The sequence below is a fragment of the Streptomyces sp. NPDC002640 genome (assembly GCF_053592575.1).
In genome coordinates this window covers 115,469-132,997 of the sequence record NZ_JBSFVZ010000002.1, presented here as the reverse complement: position 1 = coordinate 132,997, position 17,529 = coordinate 115,469, and the positions used below count along the sequence as shown (strand labels likewise).

General features: G+C 73.0%; 14 protein-coding genes and 1 pseudogene. 12 read left to right on the top strand and 3 right to left on the bottom strand.

Annotated features, from left to right (window positions below):
- Window positions 1–230: 230 nt before the first annotated feature.
- On the top strand, window positions 231–1,169 hold the full coding sequence (locus tag ACWD3O_RS03245; protein WP_451414829.1) for an N-acetylneuraminate synthase family protein: 939 nt from the start codon (window positions 231–233) through the stop codon (window positions 1,167–1,169).
- A gap of 42 nt (window positions 1,170–1,211) precedes the next feature.
- A complete protein-coding gene (locus ACWD3O_RS03240; protein ID WP_451414702.1) occupies window positions 1,212–2,264 on the top strand; it encodes a hypothetical protein in 1,053 nt (350 codons plus the stop codon).
- A gap of 136 nt (window positions 2,265–2,400) precedes the next feature.
- Here ACWD3O_RS03240 and ACWD3O_RS03235 read toward each other — a convergent pair whose 3' ends face one another.
- A complete protein-coding gene (locus ACWD3O_RS03235; protein WP_451414701.1) occupies window positions 2,401–3,744 on the bottom strand; it encodes an APC family permease in 1,344 nt (447 codons plus the stop codon).
- 416 nt (window positions 3,745–4,160) lie between these two features.
- On the opposite strand from ACWD3O_RS03235, the gene ACWD3O_RS03230 reads away from it, so the two are divergent.
- The 9 genes and pseudogenes from ACWD3O_RS03230 to ACWD3O_RS03190 all read left to right on the top strand — a co-directional run.
- Entirely contained in the window at window positions 4,161–5,417 is a 1,257-nt protein-coding gene (locus ACWD3O_RS03230; protein ID WP_451414828.1) for an amidohydrolase, read from the top strand.
- Window positions 5,418–5,763: 346 nt separating this feature from the next.
- On the top strand, window positions 5,764–6,792 hold the full coding sequence (locus ACWD3O_RS03225; RefSeq protein WP_451410834.1) for a BMP family lipoprotein: 1,029 nt from the start codon (window positions 5,764–5,766) through the stop codon (window positions 6,790–6,792).
- Window positions 6,793–7,148: 356 nt separating this feature from the next.
- Window positions 7,149–8,756: an ABC transporter ATP-binding protein gene (locus ACWD3O_RS03220; RefSeq protein ID WP_451414700.1), complete on the top strand. Its 1,608-nt coding sequence runs from the start codon at window positions 7,149–7,151 to the stop codon at window positions 8,754–8,756.
- Entirely contained in the window at window positions 8,753–9,898 is a 1,146-nt protein-coding gene (locus ACWD3O_RS03215) for an ABC transporter permease (RefSeq protein ID WP_451410832.1), read from the top strand. The genes ACWD3O_RS03220 and ACWD3O_RS03215 overlap by 4 nt, the downstream gene beginning before the upstream one ends.
- Window positions 9,895–11,160 (top strand): ABC transporter permease, encoded by a 1,266-nt coding sequence (locus ACWD3O_RS03210; protein WP_451410831.1) that lies wholly within the window; start codon window positions 9,895–9,897, stop codon window positions 11,158–11,160. Before ACWD3O_RS03215 ends, ACWD3O_RS03210 begins: the two co-directional genes overlap by 4 nt.
- On the top strand, window positions 11,157–11,585 hold the full coding sequence (locus ACWD3O_RS03205; protein ID WP_451410830.1) for a cytidine deaminase: 429 nt from the start codon (window positions 11,157–11,159) through the stop codon (window positions 11,583–11,585). Before ACWD3O_RS03210 ends, ACWD3O_RS03205 begins: the two co-directional genes overlap by 4 nt.
- A 71-nt stretch (window positions 11,586–11,656) precedes the next feature.
- Window positions 11,657–12,934, top strand: a complete 1,278-nt coding sequence (locus ACWD3O_RS03200; RefSeq protein WP_451414699.1) for a thymidine phosphorylase — start codon at window positions 11,657–11,659, stop codon at window positions 12,932–12,934.
- Between the two features lie 116 nt (window positions 12,935–13,050).
- Window positions 13,051–13,638, top strand: a complete 588-nt coding sequence (locus ACWD3O_RS03195) for a Uma2 family endonuclease (RefSeq protein ID WP_451410828.1) — start codon at window positions 13,051–13,053, stop codon at window positions 13,636–13,638.
- Window positions 13,639–13,682: 44 nt separating this feature from the next.
- Window positions 13,683–13,892, top strand: a pseudogene (locus ACWD3O_RS03190) (STAS domain-containing protein); the annotation flags it as partial.
- A gap of 30 nt (window positions 13,893–13,922) precedes the next feature.
- On the opposite strand, the gene ACWD3O_RS03185 reads toward ACWD3O_RS03190, so the two are convergent.
- Window positions 13,923–14,966 (bottom strand): sigma-70 family RNA polymerase sigma factor, encoded by a 1,044-nt coding sequence (locus ACWD3O_RS03185; RefSeq protein ID WP_451414698.1) that lies wholly within the window; start codon window positions 14,964–14,966, stop codon window positions 13,923–13,925.
- A 215-nt stretch (window positions 14,967–15,181) separates the two neighbouring features.
- Window positions 15,182–16,489 carry an MFS transporter gene (locus ACWD3O_RS03180; RefSeq protein WP_451414697.1) on the bottom strand — a complete coding sequence of 436 codons (1,308 nt, stop codon included), beginning with the start codon at window positions 16,487–16,489 and terminating at the stop codon, window positions 15,182–15,184.
- A 63-nt stretch (window positions 16,490–16,552) separates the two neighbouring features.
- Here ACWD3O_RS03180 and ACWD3O_RS03175 point away from each other — a divergent pair, with 63 nt between their 5' ends.
- Entirely contained in the window at window positions 16,553–17,506 is a 954-nt protein-coding gene (locus ACWD3O_RS03175) for a LysR substrate-binding domain-containing protein (RefSeq protein WP_451410825.1), read from the top strand.
- Window positions 17,507–17,529 lie beyond the last annotated feature (23 nt).

Sequence of the window (17,529 nt, the reverse complement as noted above, 5' to 3'; positions counted from 1 at the left end):
AGACCGGCGCCGCCTACGCCATGGACGCGGCCGGTTTCCGCGCCCACCGGCACCGCTTCTTCGGCCGCACCGACCTGGTCCGCACGGACCCGGCACGGGTGCTGGAGATCGACGATCCGCACGACCTCGCCCGCGCCCGCGCGCTGGCCCCGCTCCTCGACCAGGACGGCGGCACCGCACCGGACACGGCAGGTCAGCACCACCCCAACCACGTAAGGAAGTTCCCCCTCATGAGCACCAACCCCCGTCTGCGCTCGTTCGGTTCGCGGCTCGTCGGTCCCGGTCAGCCGGTCTACGTCACCGGTGAGATCGGCATCAACCACAACGGCGACCTCGACAACGCCATCAAGCTGATCGACGCGGCCGTGGAAGCCGGCTGCGACGCGGTGAAGTTCCAGAAGCGCACCCCGGAGATCTGCACCCCGCGCGACCAGTGGGACATCGAGCGCGACACCCCCTGGGGCCGGATGACCTACATCGACTACCGCCACCGCGTGGAGTTCGGCGAGGACGAGTACCGCGCCATCGACGCCCACTGCAAGGAGCGCGGCATCGACTGGTTCGCCTCCCCGTGGGACACCGAGGCCGTCGCCTTCCTCGAGAAGTTCGACCTCCCGGCCCACAAGGTGGCCTCCGCCTCCCTCACCGACGACGAGCTGCTGCGCGCCCTGCGCGCCACCGGCCGCGCCGTCATCCTCTCCACCGGCATGTCGACGCCGAAGCAGATCCGCCACGCGGTCGAGGTCCTCGGCTCCGAGAACATCGTGCTCTGCCACGCCACCTCGACCTACCCGGCCAAGGCCGAGGAGCTCAACCTGCGGGTCATCAACACCCTGCAGCAGGAGTACCCGAACGTCCCGATCGGCTACTCCGGCCACGAGACCGGCCTGCAGACCACGCTCGCCGCGGTCGCCCTCGGCGCCGTCTTCGTAGAGCGCCACATCACCCTCGACCGCGCCATGTGGGGCTCCGACCAGGCCGCCTCCGTGGAGCCGCAGGGCCTGTCCCGCCTGGTGCGCGACATCCGCACCATCGAGGCCTCCCTCGGCGACGGCGTCAAGAAGGTCTACGAGTCCGAGATCGGCCCCATGAAGAAGCTGCGCCGCGTCCCCGGCGTGATCGCCGAGACCGAGGCCGGCGAGGCCGAGCAGGTCCCCGCCGCGGTCTGACCGCACCCCCAACCCCCCCACCGACAGGACGGCGGAACGCCCATGAGCACCGTGAGCCCGCGCACACTCGCCTTCGTCGAGAGCCCCGTTCAGCTGCTCAACGCCCTGGAATGGGCGGCCCACGCCCAGGAGAGGGGCATCTGCCTCGTCGTCCTGTCGCCCACCGACCCGATGAGCCGGGGCCAGCTGCGGCGGATGTCCGAGCTGGCCCGGCGGGAGGGTCACGAGGTCCGCTGGGAGGAGGCCCGGGGCGGCGCCTCGGCCCCCTTCCGGACCATCGGGGGGCTGGCCGGCCCGCTGCGGCGGGCCGAACGGATCGTCATAGGGGACCCGTTCTCGCGGTACGTCCAGCTGCTGCTGACCATCACCCCCACCCGGGACCTGGTGGTCGTCGACGACGGCACCGCCACCATGGAGTTCACCGCGCAGGTCGCGCGGCGCGAACCCCTGGTGCGGTGGCACCGGCGCGGGGCGCGGCCCTCGCCCCGGGAGATGGTGCTCGCGCCGGTCACGCGCTCGGCGCGGCGGCGGCTGACGCCGGGGGAGCGGCGGCAGGTGGAGATCTTCACCTCCATGCCGCTCGCCGAGATCCCGGACGACGCCGTCGTCACCGCGAACGACTTCGCGTGGACCCGGGCCACCTTCGGGCCGCCGACGGTCACCGCCGGGGCCGACCTGGTGGGGACCTCGCTGGTGGAGACCGGCGTCGTCGACGTCGACGCGTACCTCACCGCGGTGGGGCGGCTGGCGCGGGAGCACGGGGTGCGGCGGTACTTCGCGCACCGGCGCGAGAGCACCGAGAAGCTGCACCGGCTCGCCGTGGAGGCGGAGCTGGAGGTGGTGCGGCCGGACCTGCCGCTGGAGCTCATCGCGCGGCGGGGGCCGATCGCGCGGACGGTGCTGTCCTTCCCGTCCACGGTGCTGCACACGTTGCCGCTCGCGCTGGCCGGCACGGGGGCGCGGGTCATCGCGTGCGACATCGACCCCGAGTGGCTCACGCACCGGGCCTCCCCCCGCGCCCAGGGCTTCCTCAGCGGCGTCACCCTCGCCGCCCGCGACATCCACCGCCTCACCCCGGGCCCCACCCCTCTCTGACCGGGGCCGCGCCCCTACGGGGGCCGCCCTCCGCGCGTGACCTCGCGGCGGTGGGCGTCAGCGCCCCCGCGGAACGGGGCCCTTGCCGGAACCGGGGCTCCGGCGCTCCCGCTCGCGGCGGTGACGGAAGGCAGGGTCACGTCGTGGCGTCACGGCGACGGCGGCGGGTCGCGGCGATCGCGGCGAGGACCGCGCCGGCGGCCAGGACGATGCCGCCGCGGGCCCACACCTCGCCCTCCACCTGCGTGGCGAGGACGACGCACGACACCGCCCCCAGCGCCGGCACCACCGCCGGCGCCCGGAAGTGCTCCACCGTCGACTCCCCCTCGGGATCCCGCCGCCGCAGCACCAGCGCCGCCGTGCTGACCACGAAGAACACGACGAGGAGCAGCAGCACCAGCGTGGAGGCGAGCGTCGCCACGCTCCCGGTGACCGCGAGCAGTATCGACAGCAGCGTCGTCGCCGCGATCGCGGCCCACGGCGTCCGCCGCTGCGGCAGCACCCGCGCCAGCGCCGACGGCAGCAGGCCGTCCCGCGCCATCCCGTAGGCGAGGCGGGAGGACATGATCCCGGTGAGCAGCGCCCCGTTGGCCACCGCGACCAGCGCGATCGCGCTGAACAGCCACCCCGGCACCCCGCCGGCCGCCTCGACCACCTCGAGCAGCGGCCCGCTGGATCCGGCCAGCGTCCCGGTCGGGACGGTCGCCGACGCGACCACGCCGACCAGCAGGTACACCACACCCGCCGTGGCGAGCGCGCCGAACAGGGCCCGCGGGTAGGACCGCCGCGGGTTGCGCGTCTCCTCGGCGACGTTCACCGACGTCTCGAAGCCGACGAACGAGTAGAAGGCGAGCACCGCGCCGGTGAGGAGCGCCGCCCAGGCCCCCTGTTCGGGGGTGCCGAGGCGGCCGAGCCGCGAGAGGTCGGCGTCGCCGCGCAGCATCATCCACGCGCCCAGCACCACGACCACCAGCAGCCCGCCCACCTCGATCACGGTGGCGACCACGTTGGCCCGGGTCGACTCCTTGATGCCCCGCGCGTTCACCAGCGCCAGCACCAGCAGGAACACGACGGCGACCAGCGCCACCGGCAGCGTCACGAACTCGGAGAGGTAGTCGCCGCCGAAGCCGCGCGCCAGCGCGCCCACCGAGACGATCCCGGCGGCCAGCATGCAGAACCCGGTGACGAAGCCGGCGAACGGCCCGTACGCCCGCGTGGCGTAGTGGGAGGCGCCGCCGGCCCGCGGGTACTTCGTCGCCAGTTCGGCGTAGGACGCCGCGGTGAGCAGCGCCAGGCCGAGCGCCAGCAGCAGCGGCGCCCACACGGCGCCGCCCGCGTCCGCGGCGATCTCGCCGACCAGGACGTACACACCGGCCCCGAGGGTGTCACCGAGGATGAAGAAGTAGAGCAGCGGCGTGGTCAGCGCCCGCTTCAGCGGGGTGTCCGGCGCGGCGGGCTGAGCTGGGGAGACGGTCGACATGCCCGTCCATGTCCCCCGAACCGCCCCGCGCACGCCTGGCGGGGGATCCGGCTGCGTCCCGATGGACGGACGACACGGCGTGATTTCGCCCGTGCGTGGTAACCGTGGTGCAGGGACCACCGTGCCGGAACGTCCGGTTCGCGGTGGCTCCGCCCGGTTGCTCGAGCAGCGGCGGAGTCTACCCACAGGATGAGTCGCACAACCGTCGAGCGGCGGCATTCCCGTCCCCCGGCGGGCTGATCTTTTGCCGATCGACGGGCGGGGAGCCGCCCACCAGCCCTACCCTGCAGAGGGTGAACCAGTTGAAGTCCAGAGAGTCCGAGGCCGACCCGGCGGACACCGCCGAGGACGCCGTCACCGCCTCCGGCGAGGCCGCCGTCGCGGCTGTCGAGGAGGCCAGGGCGGCGGAGGTCGCCGTGGCCGTCTCCGGTGCCGCACTGCCCGGCGCCGCCCTGCCGGGCACGCTCCCCGACGACCTGCGCGCCGAGCTGATCGCGTTCCGCCGCGACCTGCACATGCACCCCGAGCTCGGCAACCAGGAGTTCCGCACCACCAAGGCGATCAAGACCCGCCTGGAGCGCGCGGGCCTGCGACCGCGGGTGCTCGCGAGCGGGACCGGACTCATCTGCGACATCGGCGTGGAGGGCGGCACCGCCGCCTACGAGGGGGCCCTCGCGCCCGTCGAGGCCGGTCTGCGCGGGATGCTGGCGCTGCGCGCCGACATCGACGCGCTGCCCATCCCGGACATGAAGACCGACTGCGCCTACCGGTCCACGGTCCCCGACCGCGCCCACGCCTGCGGCCACGACGTGCACACCACGGTGGTGCTCGGCGCGGGCCTGGTCCTGGCCGAACTGCACCGCCAGGGGCGGCTGCCGCGCCCGGTGCGGCTGATCTTCCAGCCCGCCGAGGAGGTCCTGCCCGGCGGAGCCGTGGACGCCATCGGCGACGGGGTGCTGGAGGGCGTCGGCAGGATCGTCGCCCTGCACTGCGACCCCAAGGTCGAGGCCGGGAAGATCGGCCTGCGCACCGGCGCCATCACCTCGGCCTGCGACCGGCTCGAGATCGCCCTGGACGGCCCCGGCGGCCACACCGCCCGCCCCCACCTGACCACGGACCTGGTCACGGCCGCCGCGCGGATCGCGATCGACGTGCCGGCCGTGGTGGCGCGCCGGGTCGACGCCCGCAGCGGTCTGTCCGTCACCTGGGGCCGGATCGAGTCCGGGCACGCCCCCAACGTCATCCCGCAGCGCGCCGAACTGTCCGGCACGGTGCGCTGCCTGGACCTCGTGTCCTGGCGCGACGCCCCCGACCTGGTGCACGCCGCGGTCGACGAGGTCGCCGCCCTGCACCGCGCCAAGTCGGAGATCACCTACGTGCGGGGCGTCCCGCCGGTGGTCAACGACCCGACCGTCACCGACCTGCTGTGGGACGCCATGACGGCGCGCCGCGGCACGGAGTCGGTGGAGGGCACCGAGCAGAGCCTCGGCGGCGAGGACTTCTCCTGGTACCTGGAGGAGGTCCCCGGCGCGATGGCCCGCCTCGGCGTCCGCGCCCCCGGCGACCGGCTGGTCCGCGACCTCCACCAGGGCGACTTCGACGTCGACGAGCACGCCATCACGGTCGGCGTGGAACTCTTCACCGCCGCCGCCCTGCTGGACGCCGCGCGCTGACCGACGGTCACCCCCGCCCCGGCGCGCGCCTCCGCGCCGGGGGAGCGGTGCCCGCCCCGTCGTCCGCCTCCGGGGGCCGTGGCACCGGTGTCCGTTACCTCCGGAAACGGGTGATCCTGTTACTGCTCCGTAACCCTGAGGTGACCGGTTTGGGCCCGTGTCGGCACGAATCGATAACAGCCGGGGGGCTGCCGTTCCCCTCGGGTTTCTACGCGCGTTACTGTCGCTGCGGTTTCGCCATGGGAGCGGGCCGGCAGGGGAAAGCGGGCCGGAGACGGTGCCGTGAGTCGAAGGGGTGCTTACAGTGCGTCTCATTTCTCGTAGGAACAGGATCACCCGTGCGGCGGTGACCGTGGCCGTCGTGGCGCTGGCCGCCGCGGGCTGCGGTCAGAGCAGCAAGACCGCCTCCACGGGCGGTGACAAGGAGACGGGCAAGTCCGGCAAGGGCATCGGCCTGGCCTACGACATCGGCGGCGAGGGCGACCAGTCCTTCAACGACGCCGCGCACGCCGGCTTCCTGAAGGCCGACAAGGACTTCGGCATCGGCGGCCAGACCTTCGAGCCCGCCGACGGCGAGGGCGAGGCCGACAAGGTCACCCGCATCGAGAACCTGGCGAAGCAGGGCTACAACCCGGTCATCGGCGTGGGCTTCATCTACGCGCCGGCGATCAAGGAGGTCGCGGCCAAGTACCCCGACACCACCTTCGGCATCATCGACGACGAGTCGGTCAACGCCCCGAACGTCGCCTCCATGGTCTTCAGCGAGGAGCAGGCCTCCTACCTGGCCGGCGTCGCCGCGGCCAAGGCCTCCAAGTCCGGCACGGTCGGCTTCATCGGCGGTGTCGACATCCCGCTGATCCACAAGTTCGGCGCCGGCTTCGAGCAGGGCGCCAAGGCGGCCGACCCGGACGTCAAGGTCATCGAGAAGATCCTGACCTCCACCCCGCAGGAGGGCGGCTTCAACAGCCCCGACAAGGGTCGTGAGGCCGCCAACGGCCAGATCGAGCAGGGCGCCGACGTGCTGTACCACGCCGCGGGCCTCTCCGGTCAGGGCGTCATCTCCGAGGCCGCCAAGAACAAGGTCTGGGCCATCGGCGTCGACTCCGACCAGTACCAGCAGGACGCGCTGAAGGAGTACAAGGACTACATCCTCGGCTCCGCCACCAAGAACGTCGGCGGCGCGGTGTACGACCTCGCCAAGTCCGTCCACGACGGCAAGCCGCTGACCGGCGTCATCCGCGGCGACCTGAAGTCGGGCGCGGTCGGCTTCTCCGACACCAACCCGAAGTACACGGAGATGACCGAGGTCGTCGAGGCCGTCGAGAAGGCCAAGAAGGACATCGTCGACGGCAAGGTCACCGTCAAGACCTCCTGACGCACGGGCACTCGCGTGCGCTGCGCCCCTCGCCCCCGGTGAGGGGCGCAGCGCTGTGAGCCCCGCCCGGTGCTCCCCGGCCACGCCGGAAGGTGCGCGAGCGCACCGGGAGCACCGGTTCACCGGCGGGTCTACGCGCGTTACCCTTGCGCGCGGAACACCACCCGGTACGCCTCCCGGACACAGCGGTACCGGGAGGCATGGCCAAAAGAGCGCTGTAATGGCAGCGTTACGGCCGCGGAACGGAGTGCGGGCAGCCTCGGCCCCGTACCCGGGCCGCGGTACCACCCGGAACGGCAGGGGCGCCGGACGCAGCGCGCGGCGGACGCCCTTCTCCCCCAGGTTTTCTCCAAGGAGTGTGCGCCATCGACGCGTCCAGCAGCCCTCCGCAGACCGAGCGGGCCACCGCGGTCGAGCTGGCGGGCATCACCAAGCGGTTCCCCGGCGTCGTCGCCAACCACGACATCCGGCTCCGCGTCCACGAGGGCACCGTCCACGCCCTCGTCGGCGAGAACGGCGCCGGCAAGTCGACGCTGATGAAGATCCTCTACGGCATGCAGAAGCCGGACGAGGGCACCATCACCGTCGGCGGCCGGGAGGTCGCCTTCTCGTCGCCCGCCGACGCCATCGCCCGAGGCATCGGCATGGTGCACCAGCACTTCATGCTGGCCGACAACCTCACCGTGCTGGAGAACGTGGTGCTGGGCAGCGAGAAGCTGCACGGCATCGGCGGCGCGGCCCGGCGCCGGATCCTGGAGATCTCCGAGCGGTACGGCCTGGGCGTCCGCCCGGACGCGCTGGTCGAGGACCTGGGCGTCGCCGACCGGCAGCGCGTGGAGATCCTCAAGGTCCTCTACCGCGGCGCCCGCATCCTGATCCTGGACGAACCGACCGCCGTGCTGGTCCCGCAGGAGGTCGACGCGCTCTTCGACAACCTGCGCGAGCTCACCTCCGAGGGCCTGTCCGTCATCTTCATCTCGCACAAGCTGGGCGAGGTCCTCTCGGTCGCCGACGAGATCACCGTGATCCGCCGCGGCACCACCGTCGGCACCGCCGACCCGAGGACCATCACCCCGCGCAAGCTGGCCGAGATGATGGTCGGCAGCCAGCTCCCCACCCCGGAGACCGCCGAGTCCACCGTCACCGACCGCCCGGTGCTGACCGTGGAGGGCCTGCGGCTGGAGGCCGAGGGCGGCCGTGCCGTCCTCGACGACATCAGCTTCACCATCCACGCCGGGGAGGTCCTCGGCATCGCGGGCGTCGAGGGCAACGGCCAGACCGAGCTCATCGAGGCCCTGATCGGCCTCGAGCACGCCGACTCCGGCACCATCACGCTGGACGGCGAGGAGATCACCTCCTGGGCCACCCGCCGCCGCCGCGAGTCCGGCATCGGCTACATCCCGGAGGACCGCCACCGGCACGGCCTGCTGCTGGACTCCCCGCTGTGGGAGAACCGCATCCTCGGCCACGTCACCGAGAAGCCCAACGCCAAGGGCGTCTGGCTGGACCCGAAGGGCGCGCAGACCGACACCCGGCGCATCGTCGAGCAGTACGACGTCCGCACCCCCGGCATCGACGTCACGGCCGGCTCCCTGTCCGGCGGCAACCAGCAGAAGCTGATCGTCGGCCGCGAGATGAGCCACGGCCCGCGGTTCCTGATCGCCGCCCACCCCACCCGCGGTGTGGACGTCGGCGCGCAGGCCGCGATCTGGGACGTCATCCGCGACGCCCGCCGCGAGGGCCTGGCGGTGCTGCTGATCTCCGCCGACCTGGACGAGCTGATCGGCCTGTCCGACACCCTGCGCGTGATCTACAACGGCCGCCTGGTCGCCGACGCCGACCCCGCCTCCGTCACCCCGGAGGAACTGGGCTCCGCGATGACCGGCGCGGCCTCGGGCCACCTGGAACACACGGAGCCTGCGGACTCCGCCGCCCCCGCCGCCCCGGAGGACGAGGCACGATGAAGAAGTTCGACAAGGAGCGGCTGCTCCTGGCCGTGGCCGGGCCGGTCATGGCCCTGGTCGCGGCGATCCTGCTGACCTCGGTGGTCCTGCTGGCCTCGGGCCGCAGCCCCATCGAGCCGTACGTCCTGATGGGCGAGCAGCTGGTCTTCTCCGACGTCCAGGTGCAGATCGTCAACCAGGCGACGCTGTACTACATCGCCGCACTGGCGGTCGCCCTCGGCTTCCGGATGAACCTGTTCAACATCGGCGTCGACGGCCAGTACCGCCTCGCCGCCATGACGACCGCCGTGGTCGGCGCCCACGTGGCGCTGCCGGCGTTCCTCCAGGTGCCGCTGCTGCTGCTGGTCGCCGTGCTCACCGGCGCGTTCTGGGCCGGCGTGGCGGGCGTGCTGAAGGTGACCCGCGGCGTCAGCGAGGTCGTCGCGACGATCATGCTGAACTCGATCGCCACCGCGCTGATCCTCTACCTCACCCAGAAGGACAACTGGGGCGTCGAGATCAGCAACAACCGGACCACCGGCGAGATGCACCCCTCCGGCTGGATCCCGGGCATCGACCTGGGCCCCGACATCGGCGAGGTCTACGGCCTGGTCTTCCTCGCCGTGGTGCTCGGCCTGCTGTACTGGCTGGTCCTCAACCGCACCCGGTTCGGCTTCGACCTGCGCGCCTCGGGCCAGTCCCCGGACGCGGCGAAGGCCTCCGGCGTCGACGCCAAGCGGATGACGCTGATGGCCATGCTGATCTCCGGCGGCGTGGCCGGCCTCTCCGGCCTGCCGCTGCTGCTCGGCGACGCCCACACCTACGACCTGAGCTTCCCCGCCACCCTCGGCTTCACCGCGATCGGCATCGCCCTGCTGGGCCGCAACCACCCCGGCGGCATCGCGCTCGCGGCGCTGCTGTGGGCCTTCCTCGACAAGGCCTCCCAGGCGCTCGACTACGCCGAGCCGGAGCCGTACGAGAAGGAAATCGCCATGATCATGCAGGGCGTGATCGTGTTCGCGGTCGTCATCTCCTACGAGGTGGTCCGCGTCTGGGGTCTGCGCCGCCAGCAGCGGCGCGTCGGCGAGGAACTCGCCGCGGCGGCCGCGGCCGCCAAGTCCGACAACGGTGACACGACCGAGAAGGAGGTGGCGGCCCGATGAGTACCGCGACCCTCGCCAAGTCCCGGCCCGCCAAGGCCGCGAAGCCCGGCCGCCGCCGGATGTCGCTGCCCGTGGTGCTGCTGATGATCGCCGGAGCCCTGGTCCTGGTCTCCGTCGTCCGCATGATCACCGGGGTGAACGGCATCACCTCGACCGGCCAGATGTCCACCGCGCTGCGGCTCGCCGTGCCGATCGGCCTGGCCGGCCTCGGCGGCCTGTGGGCCGAACGCGCCGGCGTGGTCAACATCGGCCTCGAGGGCATGATGATCCTCGGCACCTGGTTCGGCGCCTGGGCCGGCTACCAGTGGGGCCCGTGGGTCGGTGTCGCCTTCGGCGTCATCGGCGGCTGCCTCGGCGGCATCCTGCACGCCATCGCCACCGTCACCTTCAACGTCAACCACATCGTCTCCGGTGTGGCGCTGAACATCCTGGCCCTCGGCCTGGCCCGCTACCTGTCGAAGTACGCCTTCGAGGGCGTCGAGGGCGGCACCTCCAAGCAGTCCCCGCCGATCGAGTCGCTGGGCACCTTCGACGTGCCAGGCCTGTCCGGCTGGCTGGAGACGCTCAACGAGAAGCACTGGTTCGTGATCTCCGACGTCGCCGGCCTGCTCGGCGGCATGATCACCAACCTGTCGCCGCTGACCGTCGTCGCGGTCGCGCTGGTCCCGCTGACCTGGTTCATCCTGTGGCGCACCGCCTTCGGCCTGCGCCTGCGCTCCTGCGGCGAGAACCCGGTCGCCGCCGAGTCGCTGGGCGTCAACGTCTACAAGTACAAGTACATCGCGGTGATCATCTCCGGCGGCCTCGCCGGCATGGGCGGCGCCTTCCTGTCGATCGTGGCGTCCAACGTCTACCTCGACGGGCAGACCGCCGGCCGCGGCTACATCGGCCTCGCGGCGATGATCTTCGGCAACTGGATGCCGGGCGGTCTCGCCCTCGGCGCGGGCCTGTTCGGCTACACCGACAGCCTCAACCTGCGCGGCGGCACCACCAACGTGCACGCGCTGCTGCTGCTGGTCGCCCTGCTGCTCCTGGTGGGCGTGGTCTACCTGGCGTGGCGCAAGCGGTACCTGCCGGCGCTGGTCACGGCCGTCGTCGCCGCGGTGGTGTTCGCCTGGTACGCGACCACCGACGAGGTGCCCTCGCAGCTGGTGTCCGCCACCCCGTACCTGGTCACCCTGCTGGTGCTCTCGCTCTCCGCGCAGCACCTGCGGATGCCCAAGGCGGACGGCCTGCCGTACCGCAAGGGCCAGGGCGGATGACGGGCCCGGCCCCGGCGGCCGGGGCCGACCACGACTGGGACGCCCTGAGGAGGGTGGCGCACGAGGCGATGACCCGCGCGTACGCCCCCTACTCGGGGTATCCCGTCGGGGTCGCCGCGCGGGTGGACGACGGGCGGACCGTGTCCGGCTGCAACGTGGAGAACGCCTCGTACGGCCTCGGTCTGTGCGCGGAGTGCGGGCTGGTGTCCGAACTCCACCGGACCGGGGGCGGGCGGCTCACCCACTTCACCTGCGTCGACGGGGAGGGGGCCGTGCTGGTCCCCTGCGGACGGTGCCGGCAGCTCCTGTACGAGTTCGGCGGCCCGGACCTGCTGCTGGAGACCCCCGAGGGCGTCCTGCCCCTGTCCGCCATGCTCCCCCAGGCCTTCGGCCCCGGTCACCTCACCCAGGGACCCGGAGCCTGACGTCCCGGCGGGGCGGCCACCCCGCCGGGACGGGCACCATCACAGCAACGAAGCGAGAAGAAGGGGGCGTCATGGACGCCATCAGCGTCATCCGCGCCAAGCGCGACCACGCGGAGCTGACCGACGAGCAGATCGACTGGGTCGTCGACGCCTACACCCGCGGCGACGTCGCCGACTACCAGATGGCCGCCCTCAACATGGCGATCCTCCTCAACGGCATGAACCGCCGCGAGATCGCCCGCTGGACCGCCGCGATGATCGCCTCCGGCGAGCGGATGGACTTCTCCTCCCTGTCCCGCCCCACCGCCGACAAGCACTCCACCGGTGGCGTCGGCGACAAGATCACCCTCCCGCTCGCCCCGCTGGTCGCCGCCTGCGGTGCCGCCGTCCCGCAGCTCTCCGGCCGCGGGCTCGGCCACACCGGCGGCACCCTCGACAAGCTGGAGTCGATCCCCGGCTGGCGCGCCGCGCTCTCCAACGAGGAGATGCTCGCCGTCCTCGACGACGTCGGCGCCGTGATCTGCGCCGCCGGCGAGGGCCTCGCCCCCGCCGACCGCAAGCTCTACGCGCTGCGCGACGTCACCGGCACCGTGGAGGCCATCCCGCTGATCGCCTCCTCGATCATGTCCAAGAAGATCGCCGAGGGCACCGGGGCCCTGGTCCTGGACGTCAAGGTCGGCTCCGGCGCCTTCATGAAGACGCTGGACGACGCCCGCGAGCTGGCCACCACCATGGTCGGCCTCGGCCGCGACCACGGCGTGAACACGGTGGCGCTGCTCACCGACATGTCCACCCCGCTCGGCCTCACCGCCGGCAACGCGCTCGAGGTCCGCGAGTCCGTCGAGGTGCTGGCGGGCGGCGGCCCCTCCGACGTGGTCGAGCTGACCCTCGCCCTGGCCCGCGAGATGCTCACCGCGGCCGGCCTCCCCGACGCCGACCCGGCCAAGGCGCTCGCCGACGGCTCCGCGATGGACGCCTGGCGCCGCATGATCCGCGCCCAGGGCGGCGACCCGGACGCCCCGCTGCCCACCTCCCGTGAGCAGCACGTGGTCACCGCGCCGTCCTCCGGCGTGCTGACCGGCCTGGACGCCTACGCCGTGGGCGTCGCCGCCTGGCGTCTCGGCGCGGGCCGCGCCCGCAAGGAGGACCCGGTGCAGGCGGCGGCCGGCGTGGAACTCCACGCCAAGCCCGGTGACACGGTCACCGCGGGCGCCCCGCTGATGACCCTCCACACGGACACCCCCGAGCGGTTCGCCTACGCCCTGGAGTCCCTGGAGGGCGCGTACGAGGTCGCCGCCGCGGGCACGGAGTCCACCGCGTCGCCGGTGGTGCTGGAGCGGATCGGCTGACCTGCGCTTTTCCCGCGCTCGACCCCGGTCATTCGTTCGGGGGAACCGGATCGGTGGACCCCCGCCGGTCCGGTTCGGCATGCTGGGATCGGTGACGCACCGATAGGAGAACCGCCATGAGCGCACTCGCCGTGAGCCACGGCCTCTCCCCGGACTGGGACGAACTCGTCCGGACCTGGGAGGGCACATTCGGGCCCGAGGGCAGCAAGGTGGAGATCATCGAGGGGATCGTCACCGTGGCTCCACCGCCGTCCAAGACCCACAACCTCATCGCCCACCTGGTTCACCGGAGCCTGCTCCGTGGCGTTCCCACGGAGTGGGCGGTCTGCCAGACACTGGGCACGGCCGTTCCGTCGCGGAGCGGTCTGTACATCCCCGACCTCGTGGTCGTGCCGGAGCGCGAACTGCGAACGGACGGGGACGTGTACGTCCTGGCGTCCGTGGCGGAACTCGTGGTGGAGATCACCTCGCCGGGCAACGCCGCGCACGACCGGCTGAAGAAGCCCGCCGGCTACGCCCAGGCCGGGGTGCCGCTCTACCTGCTCATCGACCGGTGGGCGCCCGGCGGTCCCGCGGTCACCCTCTACGGGGAGCCCCAGGGCGACACCTACCGGGTGCTGAGCGCCGGCAAGTTCGGTGACCCGGTCGACCTTCCCGAGCCCTTCGGGTGCGTGCTGGACACCGCGGACTACCCGACCGAGTGACGCCCGCCCGATGAGTTCCGCGCCGGCGCGCGGTCTATCCGTTCATGAGGGACGCGGAGGCAGTCGTCGTCGTGCGCGTGCCGGGCGAGGCCGTCGGGAAGGACGGGACCGCCCGGCTCTGTGACGTGGCACGCGGCGGGCTGGAGGCCGGCGCGGCGGTCGTCGTCTGCGACGTCCGCGCACTGCGGCGCCCCACGCTGGCCGCCGTCGACCTGATCGCCCGGCTCCAGCTCACCGCCCGGCGGGCCGGGGGCCGCGTCCTGCTGCGCGGCCCCGACCCCGGCCTACTCGCCCTGCTGGACCTCGTCGGGCTTCCCGTCCTCGTCGAGGTGGGCGGGGAGGCCGAAGAGGGGGAACCAGCGCAGGGCCGGCATCAGTTCCAGGGAGTCCAGGAAGCAGTGCATCCCGGTGATCCGCCCCTCTGAGATCTCCAGCGCCTGCACCGCCCACGGGGTGTAGCCCCCGTTCTCCGGGTCCGGCTTGTAGTGCGCGAACCCGGGCAGGCCGTTGACCTCCACCGGGAGCAGCCGGGAGTTCGCGCAGGCGGCGCCGATCGTGGTCATGAAGCCGGCCATGTCGCCCGGGCCCCGCAGCCACAGGTCGAACGGCGGCATGGTCATGATGGCGTCCTCGTGGAGCAGCGCCGTCAGCGCGGCCATGTCGTAGCCCTCGAAGGCGGCGACATAGCGCTCCAGCAGCTTCTGCTGCTCCTCGTCCAGCGGGTCGGAGACCTCGCCGGGCCGCTCCCGCGCGCGTTCGGAGAGCGTCGCCCGGGCGCGCTGGAGGGCGCTGTTGACGGAGGCGACCGTGGTGTCGAGCAGTTCGGCGACCTCGCTCGCCTTCCAGGCGAGCACCTCGCGCAGGATCAGCACCACCCGCTGCTTGGGCGGCAGCTCCTGCAGCGCCGCCATGAACGCCAGCCGCACCGACTCCTTGGCGACGGCCCGCTCCGCGGGGTCGGACACGTCCGGCAGCACGCGGGCGTCGGGCATCGGCTCCAGCCAGGTGTGGTCGGGGCGCGGCGTGAGCGCGGCCTGCGCGAGCGGGGTGGACGCCGTGAGGTCCACCGGCCTGGCGCGCTTGTTGCCCGCCGTCAGCATGTCCAGGCAGACGTTGGTGGCGATGCGGTAGAGCCAGGAGCGGAGGCTGGAGCGGCCCTCGAACTTGTCCCGGCTCCGCCATGCCCGGATCATCGTGTCCTGCACCGCGTCCTCGGCCTCGAACGAGGAGCCCAGCATGCGGTAGCAGTAGCCGGTGAGCTCGGTGCGGTATCTCTCGATGGCCGCGTCGGCCCCCGCCGCTCCGGTCGCGGTGGATACGTCGGTCATGGCAACCCGCCCCTCGGCCTCTTCGCCTGTTCGGTCCTCTCTTCGGAAGCTACCGCAGGGCACCGACAACCAGCCGGTGATCGGGGGAAAAGGCGGGTGGGCGGGTTGCCGGTGCTGCTGCTGCTGCCGGCCGGCACCGGCGCCGGCGCCGGGCCCGCGAACGGAACCGAGGCCGGGGCCGGCACCGGGGCCAGCCCCGGGGCCGGCGGGGGAGGTCAGGCGGCCAGGGCGGTCCGGCGGGCGGCCAGGGTGCCCAGCAGGGTGATCCCGGCGACGCCGGCCACGGCCAGCAGCCCCACGGCCACCGTGCCGCCCCAGCCTGCGGCGTGGAAGGCCACCGCGCCGACGGTGCTGCCCACGCTGGACCCGATGTAGTACGCCGACTGGTACAGCGCCGCCGCCTGCGCCCGCCCGTGCCGGGCCGTGCCGCTCACCGCGGAGGACGCCGCCGAGTGGCCGGCGAAGAACCCGCCGGTGACCAGGACCAGGCCGAGCAGGACCAGGAGCAGCCGGTCCGACAGCGAGACCAGCAGACCCGCCGCCGTCAGCGCGCCGGACAGGTAGAGCGTGCCCCGGCGGCCGAACCGCCCGACCAGCCGGCCGGAGCCGGAGGCGGCGACGGTGCCCACCAGGTAGACCAGGAAGATCGAGCCCACCACGCCCTGCGGCAGCGAGAACGGCTCCTGGGTCAGCCGGTAGCCGATCACCGTGTACACGCCGCCGAACACCGTCATGAACAGCGCGCCGATGGCGTACAGCCGGCGCAGCAGCGGGTTGCCCAGGTGGTCCCTGACCGTGCGGGCCACCACGCCGGGGCGCAGCGAGCCGCGGGTGAAGTGCCGGGGCGTCGGCAGCAGCATCCGGAACGCCACCGCGCAGGCGACCGCCAGCACGCCCAGCACCGCCAGCGCCACGCGCCAGCCCCACTCCTGCGCCACCCAGCCGGTGATGACCCGGCCGCTCATGCCGCCGACGCTGTTGCCGGCCACGTACAGCCCGATCGCGGTGACCAGCGCCCGAGGCCGCACCTCCTCCGCCAGGTAGGCGGTCGCCGAGGCCGGCAGGCCCGCCAGGGCCGCGCCCTGCACCGCGCGCAGCGCCACCAGCACGCCCAGCGAGGGGGCGAAGGGCACCACCAGGCCGATGCCGACCGCGACGGCGATCGCGCCGGTCATGGTGGCGCGCCGGCCGAACCGCTCGGAGAGCGCGCTCATCGGGATGACGAACAGCGCGAGCCCGCCGGTGGCGGCGGCCACCGTCCACGACACGTCGCTCACCGAGGAGCCGTAGTCGGCGGAGATCAGCGGGAGGAGGGCCTGCGTGGAGTAGAGGAGGGCGAAGGTGGCGACACCGGCGAGGAAGAGCGCGAGGCTCATCCGGCGGTACGCGGGGGTGCCGAGGTCGACACGGGAGTCGGCGGCACGGGAGTCGGCGGCGCGGGGGTCGGCGGCGGGTGCTGACGAGGGGGCGGTGACGGGGGTTCCGGCGCCCACGCGGGTGGACGCCTCGGTACTGGCAGGCATGGTTCGACCGTAGGAACGGCAGGGCTCATCCGTCCAATGCACGGATTCGCCATAATCGTTCCCGTGGTGCATCAGCAGAGGTCACAGGAGTGGCTGTCACAGACCGGTGACGTGGAAGACATTGTCACCATGCTCGTCCCGCGGCTCGCCTACTTCGCGGGGGTGGCGCGGACCGAGCACGTCACCCGGGCCGCGCAGGAGATGCGGGTGCCGCAGTCGACGCTGTCACGGGCGGTGGCCCGGCTGGAGGAGGACCTGGGCGTCGACCTCTTCGCCCGCCGGGGTCGCACCGTCTCCCTGACACCCGCAGGGCGGACGTTCCTGGCCTCCGTGGAGCGGGCCCTCGCCGACCTGGAGCGGGCCGCCGAGGAGGTCCGTGCGGACGCCGACGCGGCGGTGGGCAAGGTGGCGTTCGGGTTCCTGCACACCATGGGCGCGGAGACGGTGCCCGGGCTGATCCACGCCTTCCGCGAGAACCACCCGCGGATCCGGTTCAGCCTGGTCCAGAACTACGGCGAGGCGATGCTGGAGGGCCTGCGGCGCGGCGAACTCGACCTGTGCCTCACCTCCCCGGTGCCGGACGCGCCGGACCTGGTGGCGCGGCGCCTGGACGAGCAGAAGCTGCGGCTGGTGGTGCCGGCCGACCACCGGCTCGCCGCCCGGCGGCGGATCCGGCTCTCGGAGGCGGCGGAGGAGACCTTCGTGACGCTGGAGGCGGGGTACGGGCTGCGGCGGATCACCGACGACCTGTGTGCGCAGGCCGGGTTCCGGCCGCGGATCGCGTTCGAGGGCGAGGAGGCGGAGACCCTGCGGGGGCTGGTCGCCGCCGGACTGGGGGTCGCGCTGCTGCCGCCGCCCGCCTTCCCCCGGCCCGGGGTCGCCGAGCTCACCGTCACCGCGCCCCGCGCGGTCCGCGAGATCGGCGTCGCCTGGCTCGACGGGCACCCCGACACCCCGCCGGTGGCCGCCTTCAAGAAGTTCCTCCTCTCCCGCCGCGGCCACCTCCTGCCGCACTGAACGGGGCCCGCACGCCCGCCCCG